The sequence below is a fragment of the Roseovarius carneus genome (genome assembly GCF_020141465.1).
GTDB lineage: Bacteria > Pseudomonadota > Alphaproteobacteria > Rhodobacterales > Rhodobacteraceae > Roseovarius > Roseovarius carneus.
Genome location: NZ_JAHSPD010000001.1, coordinates 2029262 through 2054157, shown reverse-complemented (window position 1 = coordinate 2054157; position 24896 = coordinate 2029262). Strand labels below are relative to the sequence as shown.

General features: G+C 62.9%; 22 protein-coding genes. 12 read left to right on the top strand and 10 right to left on the bottom strand.

Annotated elements, in window-relative coordinates; all coding sequences use genetic code 11:
- Window positions 1–80: 80 nt before the first annotated feature.
- Window positions 81–1136 (bottom strand): tRNA preQ1(34) S-adenosylmethionine ribosyltransferase-isomerase QueA, encoded by a 1056-nt coding sequence (gene queA, locus KUD11_RS10295; RefSeq protein ID WP_109384778.1) that lies wholly within the window; start codon window positions 1134–1136, stop codon window positions 81–83.
- A gap of 13 nt (window positions 1137–1149) precedes the next feature.
- Window positions 1150–4638, bottom strand: coding sequence for a hypothetical protein (locus KUD11_RS10290; protein ID WP_109384779.1), 3489 nt, complete (start codon window positions 4636–4638; stop codon window positions 1150–1152).
- Window positions 4639–4763: 125 nt separating this feature from the next.
- Between KUD11_RS10290 and KUD11_RS10285 the strand changes: the two genes are divergently transcribed.
- On the top strand, window positions 4764–5225 hold the full coding sequence (locus KUD11_RS10285) for a peroxiredoxin (RefSeq protein ID WP_109384780.1): 462 nt from the start codon (window positions 4764–4766) through the stop codon (window positions 5223–5225).
- Here KUD11_RS10285 and KUD11_RS10280 read toward each other — a convergent pair.
- Entirely contained in the window at window positions 5222–5983 is a 762-nt protein-coding gene (locus KUD11_RS10280; protein WP_109384781.1) for a sulfotransferase-like domain-containing protein, read from the bottom strand. The two genes, KUD11_RS10285 and KUD11_RS10280, sit on opposite strands and share 4 nt — an antisense overlap.
- A 293-nt stretch (window positions 5984–6276) precedes the next feature.
- On the opposite strand from KUD11_RS10280, the gene KUD11_RS10275 reads away from it, so the two are divergent.
- Window positions 6277–7599 (top strand): M23 family metallopeptidase, encoded by a 1323-nt coding sequence (locus tag KUD11_RS10275; protein WP_181375270.1) that lies wholly within the window; start codon window positions 6277–6279, stop codon window positions 7597–7599.
- Window positions 7589–8107 (top strand): bactofilin family protein, encoded by a 519-nt coding sequence (locus KUD11_RS10270; RefSeq protein ID WP_109384784.1) that lies wholly within the window; start codon window positions 7589–7591, stop codon window positions 8105–8107. The genes KUD11_RS10275 and KUD11_RS10270 overlap by 11 nt, the downstream gene beginning before the upstream one ends.
- A gap of 88 nt (window positions 8108–8195) precedes the next feature.
- On the opposite strand, the gene KUD11_RS10265 is transcribed toward KUD11_RS10270, so the two are convergent.
- The 3 genes from KUD11_RS10265 to KUD11_RS10255 are packed head-to-tail and all read right to left on the bottom strand — an operon-like array spanning window position 8196 to window position 10084.
- On the bottom strand, window positions 8196–8342 hold the full coding sequence (locus KUD11_RS10265; RefSeq protein ID WP_109384785.1) for a DUF2256 domain-containing protein: 147 nt from the start codon (window positions 8340–8342) through the stop codon (window positions 8196–8198).
- A gap of 12 nt (window positions 8343–8354) precedes the next feature.
- Complete coding sequence (locus KUD11_RS10260; protein ID WP_109384786.1) at window positions 8355–9857, bottom strand: FAD-binding domain-containing protein; 1503 nt, start codon at window positions 9855–9857, stop codon at window positions 8355–8357.
- 38 nt (window positions 9858–9895) lie between these two features.
- A complete protein-coding gene (locus tag KUD11_RS10255; RefSeq protein ID WP_146190831.1) occupies window positions 9896–10084 on the bottom strand; it encodes a hypothetical protein in 189 nt (62 codons plus the stop codon).
- 113 nt (window positions 10085–10197) lie between these two features.
- Between KUD11_RS10255 and pepN the strand changes: the two genes are divergently transcribed.
- Window positions 10198–12747: an aminopeptidase N gene (gene pepN, locus KUD11_RS10250; RefSeq protein ID WP_109384787.1), complete on the top strand. Its 2550-nt coding sequence runs from the start codon at window positions 10198–10200 to the stop codon at window positions 12745–12747.
- A 22-nt stretch (window positions 12748–12769) separates the two neighbouring features.
- On the opposite strand, the gene KUD11_RS10245 is transcribed toward pepN, so the two are convergent.
- Window positions 12770–13447, bottom strand: coding sequence for a transglycosylase SLT domain-containing protein (locus tag KUD11_RS10245; protein WP_109384788.1), 678 nt, complete (start codon window positions 13445–13447; stop codon window positions 12770–12772).
- A 142-nt stretch (window positions 13448–13589) separates the two neighbouring features.
- On the opposite strand from KUD11_RS10245, the gene KUD11_RS10240 reads away from it, so the two are divergent.
- From KUD11_RS10240 to KUD11_RS10225, 4 genes are all read left to right on the top strand, one after another.
- Complete coding sequence (locus tag KUD11_RS10240; protein WP_397545211.1) at window positions 13590–14861, top strand: hypothetical protein; 1272 nt, start codon at window positions 13590–13592, stop codon at window positions 14859–14861.
- A gap of 73 nt (window positions 14862–14934) precedes the next feature.
- Window positions 14935–16446 (top strand): Asp-tRNA(Asn)/Glu-tRNA(Gln) amidotransferase subunit GatB, encoded by a 1512-nt coding sequence (gene gatB, locus KUD11_RS10235; RefSeq protein ID WP_109384790.1) that lies wholly within the window; start codon window positions 14935–14937, stop codon window positions 16444–16446.
- Window positions 16447–16450: 4 nt separating this feature from the next.
- Window positions 16451–16945, top strand: a complete 495-nt coding sequence (locus KUD11_RS10230; protein WP_109384791.1) for a thioesterase family protein — start codon at window positions 16451–16453, stop codon at window positions 16943–16945.
- A gap of 76 nt (window positions 16946–17021) precedes the next feature.
- A complete protein-coding gene (locus tag KUD11_RS10225) occupies window positions 17022–17423 on the top strand; it encodes a hypothetical protein (RefSeq protein WP_109384792.1) in 402 nt (133 codons plus the stop codon).
- Between the two features lie 3 nt (window positions 17424–17426).
- Here the strand turns inward: KUD11_RS10225 and KUD11_RS10220 are convergent, their stop codons facing one another.
- Window positions 17427–17684: a BolA family protein gene (locus KUD11_RS10220; protein WP_109384793.1), complete on the bottom strand. Its 258-nt coding sequence runs from the start codon at window positions 17682–17684 to the stop codon at window positions 17427–17429.
- 76 nt (window positions 17685–17760) lie between these two features.
- Between KUD11_RS10220 and KUD11_RS10215 the strand changes: the two genes are divergently transcribed.
- Complete coding sequence (locus tag KUD11_RS10215) at window positions 17761–18384, top strand: J domain-containing protein (RefSeq protein ID WP_109384794.1); 624 nt, start codon at window positions 17761–17763, stop codon at window positions 18382–18384.
- Window positions 18385–18458: 74 nt separating this feature from the next.
- Here the strand turns inward: KUD11_RS10215 and KUD11_RS10210 are convergent, their stop codons facing one another.
- Both KUD11_RS10210 and msrB read right to left on the bottom strand, forming a co-directional pair.
- On the bottom strand, window positions 18459–19421 hold the full coding sequence (locus KUD11_RS10210; protein ID WP_109384795.1) for an NAD(P)H-binding protein: 963 nt from the start codon (window positions 19419–19421) through the stop codon (window positions 18459–18461).
- A 29-nt stretch (window positions 19422–19450) separates the two neighbouring features.
- Complete coding sequence (msrB, locus tag KUD11_RS10205; RefSeq protein ID WP_109387962.1) at window positions 19451–19921, bottom strand: peptide-methionine (R)-S-oxide reductase MsrB; 471 nt, start codon at window positions 19919–19921, stop codon at window positions 19451–19453.
- Window positions 19922–20070: 149 nt separating this feature from the next.
- Here msrB and cobS point away from each other — a divergent pair, with 149 nt between their 5' ends.
- The 3 genes from cobS (at window position 20071) to KUD11_RS10190 (ending at window position 24844) form a co-directional block, all read left to right on the top strand.
- The gene (gene cobS / locus KUD11_RS10200) at window positions 20071–21057 is read left to right on the top strand and encodes a cobaltochelatase subunit CobS (RefSeq protein ID WP_109384796.1); all 987 of its coding nucleotides are present in this window, start codon (window positions 20071–20073) and stop codon (window positions 21055–21057) included.
- Between the two features lie 110 nt (window positions 21058–21167).
- Window positions 21168–23042, top strand: a complete 1875-nt coding sequence (gene cobT, locus KUD11_RS10195; RefSeq protein ID WP_109384797.1) for a cobaltochelatase subunit CobT — start codon at window positions 21168–21170, stop codon at window positions 23040–23042.
- Window positions 23042–24844: an aminopeptidase P family protein gene (locus KUD11_RS10190; RefSeq protein WP_109387964.1), complete on the top strand. Its 1803-nt coding sequence runs from the start codon at window positions 23042–23044 to the stop codon at window positions 24842–24844. The genes cobT and KUD11_RS10190 overlap by 1 nt, the downstream gene beginning before the upstream one ends.
- The last annotated feature ends 52 nt before the right edge of the window (window positions 24845–24896 follow it).

The following is a 24896-nucleotide window of genomic DNA, read 5'->3' as shown; positions in this document are numbered from 1 at the left end:
CTAGGGGCTACCGGGCGCGTGCCTTGGTGTCGTCGCTATATACGACGCGTTCTGTCGCTTTCATCGGGCTTGGCAGGGAATCAGCGAGGGATCAACAGGGATGCGTCACCATAGGAGAAAAATCGGTATTTTTCCGCGACCGCATGGGCATATATATTGCGCACGGTCTCTTGCCCCATCAGGGCCGAGACCAGCATCATCAATGTCGATTTGGGCAGGTGAAAATTGGTCATCAGCGCATCCGCCGCGCGGAAGGTAAAGCCCGGATAAATAAAGATATCCGTCTCGCCTTCCCACGCTGCAATCTCTCCGCTCGCGGCCGCCGCACTCTCGATCAGGCGCAGGGCCGTAGTGCCCACCGGGATGATGCGCCCACCGGCTTTTCGGGTGGCCGCCATCTCCGCTGCCGCCGCGGGCGTCACCTCGCCCCATTCCGCGTGCATCTTATGGGTGGTCACGTCCTCCACCTTCACAGGCAAAAACGTTCCCGCCCCCACATGCAGCGTCACATGGCTAAACGCCACGCCCCGCGCGGCAAGTGCCTCCAGAAGCGGCGCATCAAAATGCAGCGATGCGGTCGGCGCGGCCACCGCCCCCGAACGGCGCGCCCAAACCGTCTGATAATCCTCCGTATCCTGACTGTCAGCCGCGCGTTTGGCGGCGATATAGGGCGGCAAGGGCATCGCTCCCGCCTCAGCCAGCGCTGCGTCGAAATCATCGCCCGTCAGGTTGAACCGCAAGAGGCCCTGCCCCTCGGCCTTGTCCACCAGATCGGCGCTGAGCATGTCCGAGAAGATCACCCGCTCGCCGATTTTCAGTTTTTTGAGCGGCTTGACCAAAGCCGACCACACGACCGCCTCCGCCTGCGGCTCCAGCAGCGTCACCTCGATACGGGCTTCGGTCGCCCCTTGGGCGCTCTCGCGCGCACGGCTGCCACTTAGGCGCGCAGGGATGACCTTGGTATCGTTGAGCACCAACCGGTCGCCCGGACGCAGCCACTCCACCAGATCCGTGACCACCGCATCGGTGATCTGTGCGCCCTCAGCCACCAGCAACCGCGCAGAGCTGCGGGGCCGTGCAGGCCGCGTGGCGATCAGCGCCTCGGGCAGCTCAAAATCAAAATCACTCAGCTGCATGGCTCAAGCCTTCTCACCGGTTGTTCCTGTTGATCACGGGCGAGCCTTCGGGGGCCGCCGCATTGCCCGGCTCATTACCCGCCCCCGCGCCCAAGGTCGAGCCGCCAGATGCGGCTTGTGGCGGGCCATCCACACCTGCCGTTTCGGGCAGGGTCGGCGCGGGGCGGCGGAAAAGCTCGCGGAACATGCCCGGTGTGAGTAATGACAGAGGATTGACCTCCACACGCGGCTGTGATGCAGGCCCGCTCAGCGTGTAGTTGAAGCCGACAAGCCCCTCGCCCCGCCGGGTAAAAATGCCGCCCAGCGCGTTCACCAGATAGAGCGGCGAGACCACGCCCTGCATATCCATCCTTTTGTCTTCGGTGAAGTAATACCCATCCATGGAAATGCCCATCGACGCGCCCACCGCCGAGGAGTTGAGCAAGGTCACCCGATCCGGCGTCAGCCGAAACTGCGCCTCCACACGGTTGAAGAGGATGCCATTCCCCGACATCTGCTCCAGCAGCCCCACCACGCTCACCGCACTGAGCAAAGCCGCGAGCGCAGGCGCATCCGTGAGCCAGATATCATCGACAGTCAGTTGTCCATCATAGCTGCCCGCGCCCGCCGCCGGGGTCAGGATCAGCTCCAGATCACCGCTGCGGGCCCCTTTCAAAAGGCCCGCAGAACCAAGCACACCCCCCGCCGCCTGACTGCGCACGCGAAACGCGCTGCGCCCATCCTGCGGCACAACCCGCCCCGTGATCGGCGCGCCGTCATTGAGCCGCCCCGAAAAGGTGCCATCCGTGCCGCGCGACGTGTCCAACTCGGCCCGAAATCCGGTGAGCGATATCGCATCAGATATCTGAAGCCGCTCCAGCATCAGCGAAACCGGCCCACCGGCCTTATCGCCCGCATCGCGCCCCTCATTGAGGCTGGTGCGGCGCAGATCAATCGTGCCCCCGGTAACGCGTACAGCCGGTGTCTCTCCCAGCCCGCGCCCCACAAGCTCCGCCGGCACATCGAGCCAATCGCCCACCTGCACCCGGCTAAAGACCGCCCGCTCCAGACCGCCACCGGGCTGCAAACTCACAGCACCCAGCGCGCTCAGCCCCGGCGCAGTCAGGCTCAGCGCATCCACCGCAATCGGCGTGCCCAGCCGTCCCTCCACACTCAGCGCGCCCGTGGCAGCCCGGCTCATGCTCCACCCAAGTTGCGGAATGGCCAACCCCAGCCCCGCCAAGTCGGAGCGCAAGGTGAAGCCCCCGCCACCGCCCTTTTGCAACTCCACCGTGATCTGTGCAGGCGTCGAGCCTGTGATGCTGCCCGGTGCCAGACCGATGCTGAACTCATCCGAGAATGTCTCCGACAGGGTCACCTCCCCGGTCAGGGTGCTGCCGCCGCCATCCGCCACAACCGGGCTTTCCCAGCGTCCGGTGAAGGGCACCTCGCCCAGCCACCCATTGCCGAACACCGCGAGCGTCTCGTTATCGGCGGTCATGCGCAGCCGCTCGGCCCGTAACACCTTGCCCGGCATGATCACGTCCGAGCTTACATCGCGCAGCGTGGCCTCAAGATCAAAACGCACATCTTCGGTCTGCAAATTGTCCTTCAGCAGGAAGCTGAGCGTGCCCGCCACATCCGCGCGTCCCTCGGCCAACGTCACGGGCTGGCCCTGTTTGCTCAGCATCTCGAATGGCGGTGCATCCAGCAGGGCAAGAGCCGCTGTGATCGAGCTTTGCGTGCGCAGATACGTGGTCGAGGGCGGTTGCTTCTCGCGCGTGTTCTCCACAACAAAGCTGGTGCCCGCCACATCAATCTGCCCGCCTTGCGGCGCCTGCACCACCCCCGCCTCCGCGTGGATCACGAACCGCTCGTCATAGAGCGTCGCATGACCCACCCCGCCGGTGATGGGCGGCAAGAGGCGCATGAATTTCGTGGTCATGTTGCGAAAATCAAACCCCATGAACACATCGGGGCGGCTTTTGGGCAAGGAGCGCACAGCGATCTGCACGTTGCTGAGATCTGCTGCGCTCACATTCGTCTCGACCCATGCGCGCGTGTTTGGAACTGCCGCAGGCGGCCAGAGCGCCATCAGACGATCCCGGTCCAGCCGGTCCATATATCCGTCGAGCGCCAGATCCCAGCCCGTCTCCTCTCCGCGCAGCTCGGCGCTGAGCGTAAGGTTCGCGCCCATATCCGACAGGCTGAGCTGCCCCACACTCAGATGGAACGGATCAAGCTTCAGCCGCATGTCGAGCACCGCACCATCCAGGGCGATCGGCGCGGCATAAAGATCCGCCGGATTGGCCGTGATATCGCTCACCTGCATCTGCGCCTGAAGCTCCTGCGGCCAGCCGCCGGCCTCGGCGCCCACCAGAAATGCGGTGCCTTGCGCGCGGGCCGTGACCCATTTGCTCTCGATGCTCAGGCTTTCAAACCGCATGCTGTGCGCGCTCGGATCATAGGTGAAATAGCTACTCGCGCTCTCAAAGGCGATGGGCGTGGTCGCGGCATTGGGCTGCAAGACCCCCGCCCCGATCTGAAGCGTGGCGTTGAGCGGGCCAAGCAGGCCCTCCTCGTTGATTTGCGCCCGCAGCGCGCCCGAAATCGGCGCATCAAGCGCGCCAAGCCACGCGAGCGATGGCGATTGCAGCGCCAATTCCTCGGCAGGCATATCGGCGAAATTCACGCTGAACTCAGCCGAGGGCGCACCAATCTGTTTGGCAAAAGTGACCTCAAGCGAGGTCGCATAGGCCCGCGCGGCCAAAAGAACGAAATCACCGCGCAGACGCAGATCATCGCCCCGACGGCTCAGCATGACCTGCCCACCATCAACATTCCACGCCCGCCCTGAGCGCGCATCCTCATAGCGCAGCGTCAGGTTATCGGCCTGCACCTCGGTGAGGGCGGCGAATGCGGGCTGGCTCACCGCCTCATCCATCTGGCGCAGGAGGGCCGCGAGATCGGCAGCCTCCTCGCCTGTTCTCTCGCCCGAGTTTTCCGGCGCACGTCCGGGCGCGCTCTGCTCCGCGTCAAACGGTGCGGCAGCCCCCACGCTCACATCCAGCCCGCCCACGCGGCGCTGCACGGTCAGCTGCACGCCCGAAATGTGGATCACACCGGGCTGTATTTCGCCGCGCAAGAGCGGCTCCATCGCAAGGCTGCCGCTTACCTCCGACAGGGTCACGATCTCGCGCCCATCTGTCCCGCGCAGCGCCACGTTGCGCAAGGCAAGCTCAGGCCGCCAGCCCTGCTGCACGGTCACCACCATCTCGCCTAAATCCACCCGCAAATCGCCGGCGTCGCGGTTGATCCGCTCGGTCACCCGCTCACGCGCCCAATCGGGCACTGTGATCGGCGTGCCAAGATAGGACAACAGCACAAACACCCCCGCACCCACCGCCAAGGGCAGGCTGAGCAAAAGCCAAAGCCCCGCCTTGCGCCCGCGGCGCTCTTGCGCGCGGCGTGCCAATTTGGGGTTTTTATCCGCCTCAGGCGGGGGGGGGTGATCGCTCGTCACGCTTGTCCTTCAATGCGCGTTCGGCGCATATGCCGCGCGCCCCGGTCATGGATGGCCGCGCCTTCTTTATTCTGCTCTAACATGGGCTAATATAACACTCACAATTCTCTGACCAAGGACGCAGCATGCTCGATATCACCCAAACCGCCCCCGATTTCACCCTCCCACGCGATGGCGAGGGCGAAGTTCAGCTCAGCCAACTCAAAGGTAGCCCGGTCGTTCTGTTTTTTTACCCACGCGACGACACGTCCGGCTGCACCAAAGAGGCGCTGGCCTTTACCGCCCTTCTACCCGAATTTGAAGCGGCAGGTGCAACCGTTCTAGGCCTCTCCAAGGACAGCATCGCCAAACATGACAAGTTCCGCGAAAAATACAGCCTCGCAATGCCCCTTTTGTCCGATGAGCATGGCAGCACCTGCGAAGATTACGGCGTTTGGAAGGAAAAGAGCATGTATGGCAAGACGTTTTTCGGCATCGAACGCTCTACCTTTCTAATCGCAGCCGATGGCACTGTTGCACGGGTGTGGCGCAAGGTGAAGGTGCCGGGCCACGCGGAAGAGGTGCTTGAGGCTGTGCGCGCGCTTTAAGGCCGGAAGGCACGCGCGCAAAGCCGCTCGTAAAAGGGCTGGTGATGCGCAAGCACCTCGCGCAGACGGGGCGTGACCTCCGCCGCTGCCTCAAACCGCGCAATTGCTCGCTCCGCGTGATCGGCGGCCATGGGACGAATGGACGTGCTGCCCGTGGCCGCCGCGTGCCAGGCCGAGACCTGCGCCCAATCCTCGGGCGGTGGCCCGTCCCAGTTCAGCGCCCCCGGCGCATCCGCCAGCTCTGCATGATCCCAAAGGGCGCGCATCATGGCCGCTGGGTTGGCACGGATATCCTCGGAGCGCAGCACGAGCGGCGCGTGACCCATGCCCTCCAGCGCCTCAAAAAGCCGCCACTGCGCCTCGATCCCCGCCTCCTCGCAGGTAAAATCCGCATCCAACCCATGATAGGACGCAAGCGCCGCATGCGGATCGCGCACCAGAAACACATGCCGCAGCCGGGCGGCGAAGGCAGCATCCTCCGGCAGGTAAGGCAGCACGTAATAGGCCATATCTTTGAAGAACACGGGGCCGCGCCCTGCCCGCTCCAAGAGCATATCGCGTATCGAGCTGTAGCGGGTCGGATGATCCGGCTGCACATCGAAATGCGGCGTGTGCCCCGCGCGGCGGTGGACGTAATAGTCATACATGAAAGGCTCATGGGCGCAGTCGAGATCCCCGCGCGTGCGCGCCACACGTTCGGTCGCGGTCGACATGGAGCGCGGATGCGCCCAGAGTGCTATGATGGGATGATCTGTCATGAAAGCATGGTTAACCGAGGCACACCCCCATATTCAATCGCCCAAATCCCAACCCCAAATCAGCAAAGCCCGCGACATGGCCGCGCAGTATTACCTGATGAACACCGTCCAAACCGTTGCATATCGGCGATTTTTCGCCGCTGAGCGAATATGCGCCATGATTTGGCCACGCGATTGGTCAAAAAGGTTGCCCCAGACCGATCACCTGCGATAGCTACCTTCTCCAAGGTGCCTCGGGTCCGGCAGACCCTGAAAGAGCACCACTTCGGAAGGACATTATAGGACGGGGCCTCTTGCGGACACGAATAGCAATCAAAACGCACGCGATTCTCGAACGCTATTTCCCCGAACGCCGGGTATTTTTGCGCTCTGATACCGATACGCGCTTTATCCGGCTGCGCCCCGCGTCTCAGTTGATTGCCTTCACCGGCGCGTCCGCAGTTGTGGCATGGGCGATTATCGCCACCGCGATCTTGCTCATGGACAGTATTGGCGCCGGAAACTTCCGCGAACAAGCCAAGCGCGATCAACGCACTTATGAGGCCCGTCTCAATGCCCTGTCGAGCGAGCGTGACCTGCGCGCTCAAGAAGCCCACGCAGCTCAGGAACGCTTCAACTCGGCGCTGGAGCAGATTTCGATCATGCAGTCCGAGTTGCTGACCTCGGAGACACGCCGCCGCGAGATCGAGACAGGTATCGGCGTGATCCAGTCCACCCTGCGCCGCACCATGCATGACCGCGACAGCGCCCGCACCGAAGCTGAGGCGCTACTGGCCACGATTGATCAAAATGAGGGCGGCAACGGCACCATCGCCACCGCAGATGGCGCAGGCTCAAGCACACTGAATTTTCTGTCCGCGGCGCTTGCTGACACTGCGCAAGAGCGCGACCAGATCACCGAGAACGCACAGGATGCCCTGCTGCATGCGGAGGAAATGGCCCAGCGCATCGCCCTGATGCAGGACCAGAACGACGCTATTTTCCGCCAACTTGAAGACGCCATGACCATCTCGGTCGAGCCGCTGGACAAGATGTTCCGCGCGGCCGGTATGAACACCGACTCGCTGCTCAGCACTGTGCGCCAAGGATATAGCGGCCAAGGTGGGCCGATGACGCCCCTGTCATTCTCGACCCGCGGTGGCGATCCGTCCGCCGATGCCGAGCGTGCCAATAGCCTGCTCAATCAGATGGACCGGCTGAACCTTTACCGCATCGCCGCACAAAAGGCGCCCTTCGCGGTGCCAGTGAAAAGCGCGTTTCGCTATACATCCGGGTTCGGGATGCGCTGGGGCCGGATGCATAACGGCTCTGACTTTGCCGCGCCGCACGGCACGCCCATCTATTCCACCGCCGATGGCGTGGTCACCCACGCGGACTGGCAGTCAGGATATGGCCGCCTTGTGAAGGTCAAACATGCGTTCGGCATCGAGACGCGCTATGCCCACTTATCCAAAATCCGCGTCAAGAAAGGCCAAAGGGTCTCGCGCGGACAGCAGATTGGTGATATGGGCAATACTGGACGATCAACCGGCACCCATCTACACTACGAAGTCCGTGTGAACGGCAAGGCCGTCAACCCAATGATTTATATCAAGGCTGCGAGAGATGTTTTCTAAAAGCAAAATCAACGACCCGAGCCCCCGCACAGATGCGGCAAAACCAATGGGATTCGACAATCCCCTTGATGCGCCCAAATCACCTGCGCCCGCCGGGAGCGATTTCAAGGCAGCAGCCCCAAAGGCAAAGCCGCCCGCATCTATGCTGTCCTCGGATCTGCACATCACGGGGAATATGAAAACCACCGGCGACATTCAGGTCGAGGGTACCGTGGAAGGCGACATCCGCGCCCACCTGCTCACCATCGGTGAGACAGCAACGATAAAAGGCGAAGTGATCGCCGATGATGTGGTGATCAATGGCCGCATCGTGGGCCGTGTGCGGGGCCTCAAGGTCCGCCTCACCTCGACCGCACGCGTTGAGGGCGACATCATCCACAAGACCATCGCGATCGAATCCGGTGCGCATTTCGAAGGCTCCGTGCAGCGTCAGGACGACCCGCTCAACGCGAAGTCGAAAGCAGCCACTGCCGCTGCGGCACAGCCCCTGCCGAAAGCCGATACCTAAGCTTCGGCAACAAGAGTTAGAAATCGCCCTGCCGGCCCTCTGCCGCGCGGGGCTTTTTCTTGCCCGAAGCGTTTTGGCGCTCTCTGGCTCAAACTTTGCGCGCCCTGCGACACCGCTCCGAACAATAGCGCACCTCGTCCCAAACCTTGGCCCATTTCTTGCGCCATGTGAACGGCAGCCCGCATGTGGCACAGGTCTTGGTGGGCAGGTCAGATTTACGGCGCGCCTTGGGCATACCCCCCTACTCTCACAGATCAAAACTCATCTGGCGGCTGTCGCCAGGCATCTGCGCCTTGCGCCGTCCACCGCTCCGGGGCCGCGCGCGCGAGGCGTGTTTGTGCACGATGGCCTTGGTGCGCTCCTGAGGGTCGGTCTGGCGGCGCAAGCCCCACATCCGGTCGCGCGCCACTCGCGCGGCCTCGGCAACATCGACGATTGGCGTAGGGTAGCTGCGCCCCACCGGGCCGCCCTTATAGAGCCACGGGCTTTGCAAATGCTGGAGCGGGACATCGCGCAGCTCCGGCACCCAGCGGCGGGTAAAAATCCCCTCGGGATCCTGATCTGTCCCCTGTTTCATCGGATTGTAAATCCTCAGCGTGTTCATGCCCGTGGTCCCCGATTGCATCTGCACCTGCGGCCAATGGATGCCCGGCTCGTAATCCGTAAAATACCGCGCCAGCACAGCGCCCGTCTCGCGCCAATCCAGCCAGAGGTGATAGCTCGCCACTGCCATCACCATGGAGCGCATCCGAAAATTAAGCCAGCCAGTTGCGCGCAGCGACCGCATGCAGGCATCGACAAAGGGAACACCTGTCCGGCCCAGCGCCCATGCCTCAAGCATAACTGGGTCACAGGGGCGTGGGCGCAGATCATCATAGTCGGGATGCATCGCGCGCCATTCCAACGGTGGCTCATCCTCCAGCTTTTGGGTGAAGTGATCGCGCCACGCCAGCCGCGCGGAAAAGCTCCGGTAAGGCCCGGCAAACCCATGCGCCGCGCCCTGCGTGCGGGCGGCATCGACGGCCTGCACCGCCTCGCGGATGCTGAGGCTGCCAAAGGCCAGATGCGGGCTGATCCGGCTACACGCATAGGCCCCCTCCAGCGGCGTGGACATGGCGCGCACATAGCTCCGCCCGCGTGTGTGCAGGAAGCTCGCCAAAGCGCGCTCCGCCCGGTCGCGCCCGCCTTTCTGACGCCCCGGACAGCAATCGTTCAACCCCAGCAGCGCAGGCACGGGCACTGCGGCACTGCGCGCGTCAATGGCGGTGGCCCCCTGTGGTGGCGCCACCTGCGCCATGCGTACGAACTGATCACGCCCTGCCTTCCAACGGTCGCGCCCGCGCATCCGGCGCGTTACACCCCGCTGCGGCACCTCGCGCCACTCCACACCGCGCGCCTGCGCCCATTTGCCGACCGCAATATCGCGCGTAAAGCTCCACGCGTTGCCGGTCTCCTCATGGCTCACCAGATGGGTGATACCCTGGGACGCACGCAACTCTTCCAGCACGGTGCGGGCCTCGCCCACCCGCACCACCAAGGGCAGGCCAAGGACCGCCAAATCCCGCCTGAGCGTCGCCAGACATTCACCAACAAACGCATAGTGGCGGCCAGAGGCATCGCTCTGCCGCCACATCTCGGGCTCAATGATATAGAGCGGCAAGACCTCCCCCAGCGCCGCCGCAAGGGCGAGCGCGGGGTGGTCCTGCACGCGCAGATCGCGCTTGAACCAACAGATCACACGAGGTTTCATGATCAAGGTTCTAGCACGGGTCCGCGCAAGAGAAAGTCCTACTCAGCCGCGATACCCACCGCAGGCGCAGCTGCGTCCACGTCCAGCCCTTCGCGCGGCTCCATCCCGGCCCATGCCAGCACGCCGACAAAGCCCAAAGCCGCGATGATAGCGGCCAGCGCCATGCCGGATAATGGGCCTTTGTGACGGTTTTCCTGTTTTTCGATATTTGTGTCAGGTACGGACAAATCTATCCCCTTTCCGGTATTCCTGTTCAGGCCCATTGAAGGCCCCATGTCACGGCACTAACCTTTGCCAAACGGATCAGGTTCCCCAATTACCCAAGAAAAGGCCGCCCCCCATGAAAGACGCAAGCCCCCGCGCCATCCATCTGGCCGACTACAACCCCCCCTCGCATCTTGTCGAGGAGGTCCACCTGACCTTCCGGCTGGACCCTGAGGCCACACGCGTGATCAGCCGCATCCGCTTTGTGCCCAATCCGGCCACGACGGGTGCCGCGTTTGAGCTGCATGGCGAGGGGCTCAAGCTGATCTGGGCAAAGCTGGATGGGGCCGAGATGTCCCCCACCCTCACCGATATGGGCCTGACCTGCGCGGTGCCGGACCAACCATTCACATGGGAGGCCGAGGTCGAAATCGCGCCGGCACAAAATACAGCCCTCGAAGGGCTCTATATGTCGAACGGAATGTATTGCACCCAATGCGAGGCCGAAGGGTTTCGGAAGATCACCTATTATCCCGACCGCCCCGATGTGATGAGCATCTTCACCGTGCGCGTTGAGGGTGACGCGCCCATTATGCTCTCGAACGGCAATCCCACGGCATCGGGCGAGGGCTTTGCCGAGTGGCACGACCCATGGCCCAAACCGGCATATTTGTTCGCATTGGTGGCGGGTGATCTAGTGAACCATCCGGGCCAATTCACCACCATGTCGGGTCGCGAGGTGGAGCTGAACATCTGGGTGCGCCCCGGCGATGAGGGCAAATGCGCCTTCGGGATGCAGGCCCTCATTGATTCGATGCGCTGGGACGAGCAGGTTTATGGCCGCGAATATGATCTCGACCTGTTCAACATCGTGGCCGTCGATGATTTCAACATGGGTGCTATGGAAAACAAAGGGCTGAACATCTTCAACTCGTCCTGCGTTCTGGCCTCCCCCGAGACCTCCACCGACACCAATTTTGAGCGGATTGAGGCGATCATCGCACATGAGTATTTCCACAACTGGACCGGCAACCGCATCACCTGCCGCGACTGGTTTCAGCTTTGCCTCAAGGAGGGGCTGACGGTATTTCGCGACGCAGAGTTCACCTCCGACATGCGCAGCGCGCCGGTGAAACGGATCGAGGATGTGATCGCCCTGCGCGCGCGGCAATTCCGCGAGGATAACGGCCCCTTGGCCCATCCCGTGCGGCCCGCGAGCTTTGTGGAGATCAACAATTTCTACACCGCGACCATCTATGAAAAGGGCGCGGAACTTATCGGGATGCTCAAGACGCTGGTCGGCGATACCGCCTATGCCAAGGCCCTCGCGCTCTATTTTGAGCGTCACGACGGCGATGCGGCCACGATCGAGGATTGGCTACAGGTCTTTGAGGATGTGACGGGCCGCGATCTGACCCAGTTCAAACGCTGGTATGAGGATGCGGGCACGCCCCGCCTCAAGGTGACCGAGGACTATGCCGATGGCCGCTTCACCCTGCATTTTGAGCAAGAGACGCCCCGCACGCCCGGCCAACCCGACAAGCCGCCCCGCGTGATCCCAATCAAAGTGGGCCTTCTGAGCGCGACTGGCGATGAGATCGAGCCGACCCGCGTGCTGGAAATGACCGAGACGCGGCAAAGCTTTGTCTGGGACGATCTTGCGGCAAAACCCGTGCCCTCGATCCTGCGCGGTTTCTCCGCCCCCGTGATCCTTGAGCGCGACACGGATGATGCCGAGCGGGCCTTTCTCATGGCGCATGACACAGACCCGTTCAACAAATGGGAGGCGGGTCGCGCTTTGGCCCTTGGCGGCCTTTTGGCGATGATCCTCGAAGGAGCAACCCCAGATCAGAGCTATCTGGACGCGGTGCAGACCGTGGCGCGTGACGAGGCACTTGATCCGGCATTCCGTGCGCTGGCTCTTGGCCTGCCCAGTCAGGATGATCTGGCCCAAGCGCTTCATGACCGCGGCACCACACCCGACCCACAAGCGATCTGGGACGCGCTGGAGACCCTCCGGCAGGCCCGCGCGCAGGCGATGCAGGACACAGCCACGCGGCTTTACGCCCAGCATCAGGTGACGGAGCCCTACCGCCCCGATGCCACCCAATCGGGTGCGCGGGCGTTGGCCAACACGGCGCTTGGGATGATCACGCGACTTGATGGTGGCGCGCAGGCGCAACGGCAATATGACGGTGCGGATAACATGACGCAGCAATTGGCAGCCCTTTCGTGCCTTTTGCAGGCGGGCAAAGGCGAGGCGGCGCAAGCGGCCTTCTACGCGCAATGGCAGTCAGACAGGCTTGTCATCGACAAGTGGTTTTCGCTGCAAGTGATCAATGCAGACCCGGTGCAGGCCGTTGCCGTGGCCAAGTCCCTCACTCAGCATGCTGATTTCACGATGAAAAACCCCAACCGTTTCCGCGCGACACTGGGCGCGCTGGCCATGTCTCCGGCCGGGTTTCACCGGGCCGATGGGGCGGGATACACGCTTCTTGCCGACTGGCTGATCAAGCTCGATCCCCTGAACCCTCAAACCACCGCGCGCATGTGTTCGGCGTTTGAGACGTGGCGGCGCTATGATACCACCCGCCAAGGCCTGATCACTGCGGAACTGGACCGTATCCTCGCCGTGCCGGGTCTGAGCCGCGACACCTCCGAGATGGTGACCCGCATCAAGGGCTAAGTTCCGCGCCCTTCGGCTAGGCTCAGCGCCCTTCGGCTGGGGCAGGCACACGGGCCGCCCGCGCCTTGGGGCGCAGAGAGGTCGAGAGCGCGCAATAGCTCTGTCCCCGCAGCCAGCCTTGCATATCCGCGCGCTTGGCCTCGCTGCGCATCGGGCCCCAATCGGCAGCCGCCCCGCGCCAACGGCTGTCCTTGGTGGCGATCACCCCGTCGCGCGGGACAGTCGTCGCCATGATCCGCACCGCACAGCTGACATTGGCCGCGCCATCACGCAGCGCTTCCCCCGAGCCCGCAGCACAGCCATAACCGCGCGCGGTGGCAGGCAGGATCTGCAACAACCCGTGCCAACGCCCGCCGCCGCCCACAGCCTGTTCCTTGTACGTGCTTTCATGTTTCGCCAGGGCCGAGAGAAACCCGGCCCAAAAGGCCGCACGCCCGCGCGCATCCGCACTGGCATATCCCGGGCACCACGCGGCGATATCCCCCGGCACCATGTTGACCAGCGGCTGACCATGCGCCCTGAGTGCCCGAAGCGCGCCGCGCGTCCAGACCTGCGCACGCGGACGATGATCCCAACGCATTTGCGGAATCACCTCCTCAAGCGCGGCGGGCCGCGCCTCAGGGCGAACCGCCTCAGAAGCCCCTGCACCGAAAGGGAAAAACGAAACAACCACAATAAAACAAAGGACAATACGCACCATAGATTGGCATTGTTCTCTCTTTGGCATCCGAACGCAATCCTGCCGTCAATGTTAAGGCTTTTTCCACCCCTTCACCGCCAGTCAGCCATTTTTTAGCCTGATTGTCTGCGCATCAAGAGGGCCAATACAAAATAGAACACGAGTGTACCCTTTGCCCCAATCCCGATCCTCTGCTGCCGCCGCCACCGCCGCCCGTATGCTGAGCCGTCTTGCACGGCCCCGCAAACCCCAGACGCAAAGCGCACATCCACCCGATCTTGATACGCTTGCGCGGCGCATCATCCTGCCTTTCATGCCCATCACTGATGAGGAAATGGCCCGCGCCGCCCATCAAGATCGCGGACAGAAACTAGCTCGCCAAGAAATGTGGGAAGAGCTGGCCCAGCAACTGCGCGCCGCCGACCTCACCCGCACTGCAACACCGGGCGGCGAATCCGGGGCCATGCTGTTGGCCTTTGGCGCGCGTTCGGACGTGGTCGCGGTGGCCGAGGATACGCTTTATGATGGCAAGGCCCCGGCCCCCGATGGCATCGATGCGCTTGAGGCAGTTGGCCGGGAATTCCCGGATAAGTATCCCATCGCGTTGATCATCGCGCTGGCGCATATTGATCTGGCCTGGGCGTGGGAAAACACCCCCGGCGATGTCGATAACCACCTCTCGGGCCGCCAAGCCCATTTTGACCAGCACATCACCCGCGCCGAGGCGCTTTTAGCGCCCTATTGCGGCCTTACGGAAAACGCGCCATCGCTTGCCGCCGCGCAATGTGCGCTGCTCGCCGCACGTCCGGGCCACGGGCGGTGCGTCGCCGATGCGTATGAGGATCTCATCGACCTTGACCCCTCCAGCCCGCGCCACATGCGCGCCCTTGGCCAAGCCATCGTGCCCGCCCGTGGCGGCTCGCTTCAGGCGTTGGAGCTTGAGGCCCGCCGCACCGCCGCCCGCAGCGGTGATATCTGGGGGGCTGGGGCCTATTCTTGGGTCTATCTCGATGCGGTGGCGATGGACCCCGAGGCGCTGATCTTTCTGGATGTCCCGTTTTTCATTGACGGGCTGCGCGATATCCTACGCGTCTCGCCGGATCAGCATACGGCAAATCAGCTGGCCGCGTTCTGCGCCATCACGATGCGCCCACGCGACGGGGCTCCGCGCGCCGAGATCGCCGCCCGCGAGGCGCTGAGCGGGGCTCTGGTGTGGATCTTGCAAGAGCATCTGCATGAACTGCACCCTTTGATCTGGACACAGGCCTTGCGCCGCCCCGGTGCGGCGGCTCCCCTCCCCTCGCGCCGCGCGCTGATCACCGAAGGTCGCCAGACCGCATTGCGGGCCATCGCCGCGCTTTTTGCGGATGATATCAAGGACGGAAGTGCCATCGCCTTCTCCCCTGCCGGTATGTATCGCTTGCCCACGCTTTGATCTCGCGCCTGCCCCTTGCCCCACCGTGCGCCCTGTCCTAAAACGCGGACCACCACACACAGGATGCGCACCGATGCTTGACCATATCGCAGACACGCCCAAGCCCAAAGTCATCGCCGGGGCCAAACATGACTGGGAACTCGTCATCGGGATGGAGGTGCATGCGCAAATCTCCAGCAAGTCCAAGCTCTTCTCGGGGGCCTCGACCAAATTCGGGGCCGAGCCGAACGCCAATGTCGCCTTCGTGGATGCCGCCATGCCCGGCATGCTGCCCGTGATCAATGAATTTTGCGTGGAGCAAGCCGTGCGCACCGGGCTGGGCCTTAACGCCGAGATCAACCTTAAATCCGCCTTTGACCGCAAGAATTACTTCTACCCTGACCTGCCCCAGGGCTACCAGATCAGCCAGCTTTACGAACCCATCGTGGGCGAGGGCGAGGTTCTGGTGGAGATGGGCGACGGCACCGCGCGCCGCGTGCGGATCGAGCGCATCCACATGGAGCAGGACGCGGGCAAATCCATCCACGACATGGACCCCGCGATGAGCTTTGTGGACCTCAACCGCACCGGCGTGGCGCTGATGGAGATCGTGAGCCGCCCCGACATTCGCGGCCCCGAGGAGGCGGCGGCCTTTGTCGTGAAACTGCGCCAGATCCTGCGTTACTTGGGCACCTGCGATGGCAACATGCAAAGCGGGTCGATGCGCGCGGATGTGAACGTGTCAGTCTGCCGCCCCGGTCAGTATGAGAAATACCAAGAGACCCAGGATTTCTCGCATCTGGGCACCCGCTGCGAGATCAAGAACATGAACTCCATGCGCTTTATTCAGGCCGCGATTGACGTCGAGGCCCGCCGCCAGATCGCCATCATCGAAGGCGGCGGCAGCGTGAGCCAAGAGACCCGGCTTTATGATCCGGACAAAAACGAGACCCGCTCCATGCGCTCCAAGGAAGAGGCGCATGATTACCGCTACTTCCCCGATCCCGATCTTCTCCCGCTGGAGATTGAGCAGGATTGGGTGGACGGTATCAAAGCGACGTTGCCCGAACTACCTGACGCCAAGAAAGCGCGCTTTATCAACGACTTCGGCCTCGCTGATTATGACGCCTCCGTGCTCACCGCCGATCTGGAAAGTGCCGGGTATTTCGAAACAGCCGCGAAGGGGCGCGACGGTAAGCTGGTGGCCAATTGGGTCATCAACGAGCTGTTTGGCCGCCTGAAAAAAGAGGGCGCGGAGATTATCGACAGCCCCGTCAGCCCCGCGCAGCTTGGTGGGATCGTCGATCTGATCAGCTCGGACGCGATCTCGGGCAAAATCGCAAAGGACCTTTTTGAGATCGTCTATGAAACCGGCGGCGACCCTGCGCAGATCGTAGAAGAGCGCGGCATGAAACAGGTCACCGATACTGGCGCAATCGAGACGGCGGTGGACCAGATCATCGCCGATAACCCCGCACAGGTTGAGAAGGCCAAGGAAAACCCGAAGCTTGCGGGCTGGTTCGTGGGTCAGGTTATGAAAGCCACCGGCGGCAAGGCCAACCCCAAGGCGGTGAACGAGATTGTCGCCGCCAAGCTGAAGGGCTGAGCGGATGGCGGACGCCTCCGGCCCCTTCATGACCGACTGGATGGAGATCGAGCCCAGCTGGATCGATTATAACGGCCATCTCAACATGGCCTATTATACCGTGCTTTTTGACCGCGCCGCCGATCAGGTCTATCCGCATTTCGGCTTTGGCCCCGATTATGCGGCGACCCGCAAGCTCACGACCTATACGGCGGAATTCCACATCCGCTACATGCGCGAGTTGCATCTGGGCGACCGGGTGCGCAGCTCATATTACCTTGTGGAGCATGACGAAAAGCGTTTCCACAGCTTTCAGGAACTCTACCACCAAGATGGCTGGATGGCCGCCACGGGCGAAGGCCTGACGCTGCATGTGGATATGACGGGACCGAAAGTAGCGCCCATGCCCGACGATATCTTACCCAACCTCGCGCGCATGGCGGCCCGGCACGCGGCCCTGCCCCAGCCCGCCGGTATTGGCCGGCAGGTCTCGATCCGCTCCAAGCTGAGCAAGCGCTAGCCCTCGGGCAGCATTCACCCCTTTCGCACGCGCACCCCGACCGCTATGGTGCGGGCCGATAGTTGCGAAAGAACCAATGCCCGCTTTTGAATACAAAATCTGCCCCGCCCCTTTGAAAGGCAAAAAGGCCCCAGGCGTCAAAACGCCCGAGGCGCGCTTTGCCCATACCATCGAGGCATTCGTGAACAGCCGCGCGGCGGAGGGGTGGGAATACATACGCTCGGACATCCTGCCCAGCGAGGAGCGGCAGGGCCTGACCTCGTCGCAGACGGTCTACCGCACGCTGATGGTGTTTCGCCGCCCCGTGGAGGCAGCCCTCAGCACGGCAGATGTGGTGATGGCCGAAGCGCCGAGTATGGTCGAAACAGCCCCAGAGGGCAGCACGTCCGAGCCTCGCCCCGAGGCCCAGACGCAAGACACCGAAAAACCAGACGCGCCGGAGGTACCAACACCCCCCGCGCGCCCGACACAGACTTGACGCTTAGCTCTCGATCTCGATCGCAAGCGCGTGGATTTGGCCCATAAGCTCGGGCCCGATCGCGCTATGAACCGCGCGATGACGCGCAATACGGCTCAAAGGAGCAAGCTCGGGGGCGCGAAGGCGCACCCGGAAATGAGACTGACCTTCTTCCGGCGCACCTGCATGGCCCCTATGCTGCGCGCTTTCGTCAATAACTTCAAGATGTTCCGCAGCAAAAGCCTGATCCAGACTGCTGCGTATTTGTGTCGCTCTATCCATCTTTTTTCGCTCCGCCCCCTTCATTTTAACTGTGGTTAGCCTACACTCTCCGCTCCGACTCGCAAAGAGGTGCAAGATGTCTAAATCAGATCCGTTCGGCTTTGACATGTCCGTCTCATCGGCCAAGAAGAAAAACCCGCGTGGCCGGCGTGGCATGTCCGGCGCGTCCGAGACATCAGTGCGCCTGTGCGAGCATGAGGGCTGTAAGGAGCCGGGCAAATATCGCGCGCCCAAAGCGCCCGATGTGCTGGATGACTACTTCTGGTTTTGCCAGCAGCATGTGCGCGAATACAACCTCAAGTGGAATTTCTTCGACGGTACGACAGAGGCCGAGATGAACGCGCAACTCTCCAAGGACAAGGTTTGGGAGCGAGAGACAAAGGCCTTCACCGACCCCGAGGCACGTGCCTGGGCGCGGCTGGGCATCGAGGACCCGCATCAGGTGCTGGGCGGCAATGCCACGCGCAATCCCGGCAAGGCGCGCGCAGGCTCCCGACGCCTGCCGCCGACAGAGCGGCGCGCGGTGGAGATTTTGGAGGCCGAGGATACGTGGACCAAGGCCGATATCCGCAAGGCGTATAAATCGCTGATCAAGGTGCTGCACCCCGACATCAATGGTGGCGACCGGAGCCAGGAAGAGCAGCTTCAGCAGGTGGTCTGGGCCTGGGATCAGATCAAGCAGAGCCGGAATTTCAAGTAATCCGGTGGCCGTGTGCGGGGCATGCGTTGGATGCCTCCGGCGGGGATATTTTGGGCAAGAAGAGGATGCAGGGCTCAGAAGACAGCGTGGTCTGCGAGATCAATCTTTGCGCGGCCTGAGATCAGATCATCGTAGAAATCAAAGAGCGTGTCAGAGCCGTATTCGGGCGTGGCCTCTGCGTCATATCTTTGCGCCTCCGCGTCCCAGAGCAGCATTGATTCGGTCGCGTAGTAGCGACCTATGCGGGCAAGCTCGGCCTTGGCGCGGGCCTTTGGGCTGATCCGGCCTGTGAGGCTGAGCCCGCCTATGATGGCATCCATCATGCCCACGGGGACGCGTTTGTATTTCGGGGCGAGGTTCAGGCGCTCAAAGAGGGCGGCACCTTGGTCCATCGGTGTGATGGCGGGGCCCGGCCCGCCGATGGGCAGGATGCGGTTTTGCAAGCTTTCATCGGTGAGGCCGGCGGCGATGTAGCGGCCCAGATCATCATCGCTGATCGGTTTGCAGGCGGTGACCATGCCATCCCCGAAGACAAGGAAGGGTTTGCCCGCCTTGAGCCGCGCGACCTGTCCCGAGAGAGATTTGAAAAACGCGGTCGGACGGATGATCGAATGGGTGATCGGGGCGGCTGTCAGGGCGGCCTCGAAGGCGAGCTTGGCGCGCTGAAACTCCAGCATGGGTTTTTGCACGCAGATCGCAGAAAGCTGAATGAAGTGAGGGATTTCTGCCGTCAGGGCAGCGTGCAGCGCGCCCATATGGGCCGCGTGATCAATGCGCCACGCATCCTCGGGGGCGCCGCTGCGTGAGGCGAGGCAGGAGATCACGGCGTCAAAGCCCGGTGCCATAGTTTGAGCCAGAAACGCCGCGTCGCTTAGCGCACCCTCGATCACGCGTGTCCCTTTGGGCAGAGCGCCCGCGCGGCCCGGTCGGGTGATGCAGGTGACGCCGTGACCCGCCGCGTGGAGCGCGCGCAAAGCCCCTGCCCCGGCGGTGCCTGTGGCCCCCAGCAAGAGCACGCGTTTGGGAGATTGGGTCATGGCATTGGCCCTCGCGCCCGGCGCGCCAATCAGGCGGGTTTGAACAGGAGGCTCACCCCGTTGAGGCAGTGGCGCTTGCCCGTGGGCGCGGGGCCATCGTTAAAGATATGGCCCAGATGGCTGCCGCAGCGGCGGCAATGGCATTCGGTGCGGCGCATGAAAAGCGAGCGGTCCTCCTTGGTGCCGATGGCACCGGGCAGCGACTGCGTGAAGCTGGGCCAGCCGGTTTTGCTGTCGTATTTATCCGCACTTGCATAGAGCGGCAGATCGCAGCCGCGGCAATGATAGGTGCCGGCGGCATAGTTTTTGTCCAATGGCGAGGAAAACGGCCGCTCGGTGCCGTCGCGGCGCATCACCGTATATTCGGCCTCCGAGAGCATTGCGCGCCATTCGGCATCCGTGCGGGTGATCTCGAATGTGGCGGCGGCCTCAGCCCGGCGGCCTGTCCAAAGGCCCGCGCCCAAAGCGCCAAGTGCGGCTGTGAAAAAGCGTCTGTTCATATCATGCTCCTCTGCGATCAGTGTGCCGGGCGCGGGGGCATTTCGCAAGAGGGCGCGGGGCGCGAAATATCGCCCTTCCACTTGCCCCCCGGCGCGTTATGTTGCAAGCCAAGAGCAAGCGAGCGACAGATATAAGAAGGACGAAAAACATGGCCGACGGAAGCATCGACATGAACGCGAAACCAACCGAGGACATCTCTGTCCGGGATGTTTTTGGCATCGACAGCGACATGAAGGTCAAAGGCTTTGCCGCCCGCACCGACCGTGTGCCCGAGGATGATCCGACCTATAAGTTCGATCCTGACACCACATTGGCCATCCTCGCAGGCTTTGCGTTCAACCGCCGCGTGATGATCCAGGGCTATCACGGCACCGGCAAATCGACGCATATTGAGCAGGTCGCGTCGCGCCTCAACTGGCCTTGTGTGCGCGTGAACCTCGACAGCCATATCTCCCGGATCGACCTGATCGGGAAGGACGCGATCAAGCTGCGCGACGGGGTGCAGGTGACCGAATTCCACGAGGGCATCCTGCCATGGGCGTTGCGCAATCCGACCGCGATTGTGTTTGATGAATATGACGCGGGCCGCGCGGATGTGATGTTCGTGATCCAGCGGGTGCTGGAGGCGGACGGCAAACTGACGCTGCTGGACCAGAACGAGGTGATCACGCCGAACCCCTATTTCCGTCTCTTCGCCACGGCCAACACCGTGGGCCTGGGCGACACCACCGGACTTTATCATGGCACGCAGCAGATCAACCAGGGCCAGATGGACCGTTGGAGCCTTGTCGCGACGCTGAACTACCTCAGCCATGATGCCGAGACCAACATCGTGATCTCCAAGAACCCGACCTATAATACCGAAAAAGGCCGCAAGACCGTGAGCCAGATGGTGACGGTCGCGGATCTCACGCGCACCGCGTTCATGAATGGTGAGCTGTCGACGGTGATGAGCCCCCGGACGGTGATCGCATGGGCGCAGAACACCTCGATTTTCCGCGATGTGGGCTATGCGTTCCGGCTCACCTTCCTCAATAAATGCGATGAATTGGAGCGGCAGACGGTTGCTGAATTCTATCAGCGCTGCTTTGATGAGGAACTGCCGGAGTCTGCGGCGAGTGTGAGCTTGGGGTGAGTGCTCCTCCGTCCTTGCGGGGCTTCTCGCAAGGAGTGCCCGCAAGGGCTGGACGCGCTGCCCCGGCGCGCCCTAATCTAGTCTGATAGTCGCCCCTGAGGAGCGCCCAAATGAGCAAACCCTCCGACAACCCCGCCGATCCGTTCAAGAAGGCCCTCGCCGAGGCCACCAAGGTCATGGCGGGCGATTCGGACCTCACGGTGACCTATTCGGTCGACCCATCCGGCGTGTCGGGCGATGCGATGCGCCTGCCGCAGGTGTCCCGCCGGATGACCCGCGAAGAGGTGCTGCATGCGCGCGGCACGGCGGATGCGCTCGCGCTCAAGCACAAGTATCACGACGCATCGACCCACGCGCGCTATTGTCCCCCCGGCGATATCGCCCGCGATATTTACGAGGCGATGGAGACCGCCCGCTGCGAGGCGGTGGGCGCGCGGACCATGCCCGGCACGGCCAGCAATATCGACAGCAAGATTGCCTCCGAGGCCGCGCGGCTGGGGTTTGAGCAGATCACCGATCCTGCGGACGCCCCTTTGGCCACGGCCGCCGGGTATCTGATCCGTCACCTCGCCACGGGCCGTGACATGCCGCCGGGCGCGCAGAACGTGATGGAGCTTTGGCGCGGGTTTATCGAAGGCGAGGCCGGGGGCACGCTTGAGGGCCTTCAAGACCGTTTAGCCGACCAGTCGGAATTTGCCAAATTTGCACGGCAGGTGATCGACGATCTGGGCTATGGCGATCAGCTGGGCGAGGACCCGGACGCGCTGGACGATGATCAGGATGACGAGGCGGAGGAGTCCGGCGAGGACCAGGAAGAGCCCGATAGCGCGGGCGAGGACGACCAATCCGAAGAGGCCGAGGCCGACCCCGAGCAGATGCAGGAAGAGCAGCAGGACGCATCGCAGGCGCAGGTCAGCATGGACGATATGGCCGATGAGGACATGGGCGACGAGGCCGAAATGCCCGAGGGTGAGGCCCCGCTGGAGCCGCCCGCACCGCAGCCCATTTCCGATGCGGACCCCTCCTATCTGGTCTACAACACCGCGTTTGATGAGGAAATTGCCGCCGAGGATCTGGCCGAACCGATTGAGCTGGAACGCCTGCGCGCCTATCTGGATCAGCAGCTTGAGCCGCTCAAAGGCGCTGTGAGCCGTCTGGCGAACAAGCTGCAACGCCGCCTTCAGGCGCAGCAAAGCCGCAGTTGGGAGTTTGATCTGGAGGAAGGCATTTTGGATGCGGGCCGCCTTGCGCGCATCGTGGCCAGCCCGACAACGCCTTTGTCTTTCAAGGTCGAGAAAGACACCGAATTCCGCGACACGGTCGTCACGTTGCTCCTCGATAATTCGGGTTCGATGCGCGGGCGGCCCATCTCGATTGCGGCTATCTGCGCCGATGTTCTGGCCCGGACGCTGGAGCGGTGCAACGTCAAGGTCGAAATCCTCGGCTTCACCACCCGCGCGTGGAAGGGCGGGCAGAGCCGCGAGGCATGGCTCGCAGAGGGGCGTCCGCAATTGCCCGGTCGGCTCAATGATCTGCGCCATATCATCTACAAATCCGCCGACGCGCCGATGCGCCGGACCCGTGCCAATCTGGGCCTGATGATGAAAGAGGGCCTCTTGAAAGAAAATATCGACGGGGAGGCGCTGGAATGGGCGCATCGCCGGATGATGGCCCGGCGCGAGGCGCGCAAGATCCTCATGGTGATCTCTGATGGGGCGCCCGTGGATGACAGCACCTTGTCCGTGAACCCTGCGAATTATCTGGAGAAACACCTGCGCGATGTGATCGGCTTGGTCGAGAAACGCCGCGCGGTAGAGCTTTTGGCGATCGGCATCGGCCATGATGTAACGCGCTATTACGACCGCGCCGTGACTATCACCGATGTGGAGCAATTGGCCGGTGCGATGACCGAGCAGTTGGCCGCTCTCTTTGATTCTGACCCGCGCGCGCGCGCCCGGGTCATGGGCATGAAGCGGGCCTCATGATGCGGCAGAGTTTTACCCAAACCTCCGACCCGTCGCAGGGCCCTGCCCGCCTTGCCGCCCTGCGCGCCGCGATGGCGGCAGAGGGCCTTGATGGTTTTCTCATCCCCCGCGCCGACGCGCATCAGGGCGAATATGTCGCCCCCGGAGACGAGCGGCTGAGCTGGCTCACTGGATTCACAGGCTCTGCCGGGTTTTGCATCGCATTGAGCAAGGCGGCGGGCGTGTTCATCGACGGGCGCTATCGCAGCCAAGTGAAAGAGCAGGTTGATCTGGCGCATTTCACCCCCGTGCACTGGCCCGAGACCAAGCCCGCCGATTGGCTGCTTGCGCAATTGCCGGACGGGGGCAAAATCGGCTTTGATCCATGGCTCTATACGCCCGATCAGATCGCTGTGCTTCAGGCCGGGCTGGACGGCGCGAATTTCACGCTTGTTGCACACACAAACCTCGTGGATGCGGTCTGGCCCGAGAGGCCAGCGCCGCCGATGGGCGCGGTCATGGCCTATCCAGAGGCCCTTGCGGGACAAAGCCACACTGAGAAACGCCAAAGCCTGGCCGAGACATTGCGCGCCACACGGCAGCAATCGGCGGTCTTCACCCTGCCGGATTCCATCGCATGGCTCTTGAACATTCGCGGTAGCGACATCCCCCGCAATCCGGTGCCGCATAGCTTTGCAATTTTGCACAATGACGCGCGGCTGACCCTCTTTATTGATGCAGAAAAGCTGAGCGATCCGGTCCGTGCGCATCTCGGTGATGAAATCACGCTGCGCCCGCCCAATGCCTTTGGCCCCGCACTACGCAGCCTGACGGGGCCAGTGCGGCTCGACAAAACGTCTGCGCCCGTCTGGGTGCAACAACAGCTCGACGAAGCCCAAGTGCCGTATGTCTGGGGTGATGATCTGGCAGCCCTGCCCAAGGCCCGCAAGAGCGAGGCCGAAATTACCGCAACCCGCGAGGCGCATCTGCGCGACGGGGCCGCAATGTGCGAATTCCTCACATGGTTCGACACGCAACCCACCGGCATAATTACAGAAATTGACGTGGTCACCCGGCTGGAGGCGGCGCGTGAGGCAACCGGCGCCCTGCTCGACATCAGCTTTGAGACCATCGCAGGTAGTGGCCCGCACGGCGCACTCCCCCATTACCGCGTGTCGGAGGCCTCGAACCGGGTGCTGGAGGATGGCGACCTTCTCGTGCTTGATAGCGGCGGGCAGTATCTTGATGGCACGACCGATATCACCCGCACACTGCCCATGGGCACGCCCGGCGCAGAGGAGCGCGCGGCCTTCACCCGCGTGCTGCAAGGCATGATTGCGGTGTCGCGGCTGCGCTGGCCTGCCGGCCTTGCGGGGCGCGATCTTGATGCGATTGCACGCTATCCTCTGTGGCTCGCCGATCTCGATTATGCCCATGGCACGGGCCACGGCGTGGGCGTTTACCTCTGTGTACATGAGGGGCCGCAACGGTTCAGCCGCGCCTCAGATGTGCCGTTTGAGCCGGGGATGATTGTCTCGAACGAGCCGGGCTATTACCGCGAGGGCGCGTTTGGCATCCGTATCGAAAACCTCGTGGTGGTGCAGGAGGCAGAGCCGCTCCCCGGTGGGGATCAGAGCGGGAAGCTCTGCTTTGAGACGCTGAATTTCGTGCCCATCGACTGCCGCCTGATCGACGCCGCGATGCTGAGCGCGGGTGAGCGCGATTGGCTCAACGCCTATCACGCGGCCTGCGCAGAGCGGATCATGCCCCGCCTCAGCCCCGCCGCGCAAGGCTGGCTCACGCGCGCGACCAAAGCCCTCTGACCGCGCGCACTGCTGAACAAAGTTTCGCATTTGACATCATGACGGTGCGCTG

Excerpts from the sequence above, each read along its gene's own strand:
- KUD11_RS10225 (WP_109384792.1), top strand. The coding sequence starts at position 17,022 with ATGCCCGCTTTTGAATACAAAATCTGCCCCGCCCCTTTGAAAGGCAAA.
- KUD11_RS10215 (WP_109384794.1), top strand. The coding sequence starts at position 17,761 with ATGTCTAAATCAGATCCGTTCGGCTTTGACATGTCCGTCTCATCGGCC.
- queA (WP_109384778.1), bottom strand. The coding sequence starts at position 1,136 with ATGCAGCTGAGTGATTTTGATTTTGAGCTGCCCGAGGCGCTGATCGCC.
- pepN (WP_109384787.1), top strand. The coding sequence starts at position 10,198 with ATGAAAGACGCAAGCCCCCGCGCCATCCATCTGGCCGACTACAACCCC.
- KUD11_RS10245 (WP_109384788.1), bottom strand. The coding sequence starts at position 13,447 with ATGGTGCGTATTGTCCTTTGTTTTATTGTGGTTGTTTCGTTTTTCCCT.
- cobS (WP_109384796.1), top strand. The coding sequence starts at position 20,071 with ATGGCCGACGGAAGCATCGACATGAACGCGAAACCAACCGAGGACATC.
- KUD11_RS10230 (WP_109384791.1), top strand. The coding sequence starts at position 16,451 with ATGGCGGACGCCTCCGGCCCCTTCATGACCGACTGGATGGAGATCGAG.
- KUD11_RS10280 (WP_109384781.1), bottom strand. The coding sequence starts at position 5,983 with ATGACAGATCATCCCATCATAGCACTCTGGGCGCATCCGCGCTCCATG.
- cobT (WP_109384797.1), top strand. The coding sequence starts at position 21,168 with ATGAGCAAACCCTCCGACAACCCCGCCGATCCGTTCAAGAAGGCCCTC.
- KUD11_RS10285 (WP_109384780.1), top strand. The coding sequence starts at position 4,764 with ATGCTCGATATCACCCAAACCGCCCCCGATTTCACCCTCCCACGCGAT.
- KUD11_RS10260 (WP_109384786.1), bottom strand. The coding sequence starts at position 9,857 with ATGAAACCTCGTGTGATCTGTTGGTTCAAGCGCGATCTGCGCGTGCAG.
- KUD11_RS10220 (WP_109384793.1), bottom strand. The coding sequence starts at position 17,684 with ATGGATAGAGCGACACAAATACGCAGCAGTCTGGATCAGGCTTTTGCT.
- gatB (WP_109384790.1), top strand. The coding sequence starts at position 14,935 with ATGCTTGACCATATCGCAGACACGCCCAAGCCCAAAGTCATCGCCGGG.
- KUD11_RS10210 (WP_109384795.1), bottom strand. The coding sequence starts at position 19,421 with ATGACCCAATCTCCCAAACGCGTGCTCTTGCTGGGGGCCACAGGCACC.
- KUD11_RS10270 (WP_109384784.1), top strand. The coding sequence starts at position 7,589 with ATGTTTTCTAAAAGCAAAATCAACGACCCGAGCCCCCGCACAGATGCG.
- msrB (WP_109387962.1), bottom strand. The coding sequence starts at position 19,921 with ATGAACAGACGCTTTTTCACAGCCGCACTTGGCGCTTTGGGCGCGGGC.
- KUD11_RS10190 (WP_109387964.1), top strand. The coding sequence starts at position 23,042 with ATGCGGCAGAGTTTTACCCAAACCTCCGACCCGTCGCAGGGCCCTGCC.
- KUD11_RS10265 (WP_109384785.1), bottom strand. The coding sequence starts at position 8,342 with ATGCCCAAGGCGCGCCGTAAATCTGACCTGCCCACCAAGACCTGTGCC.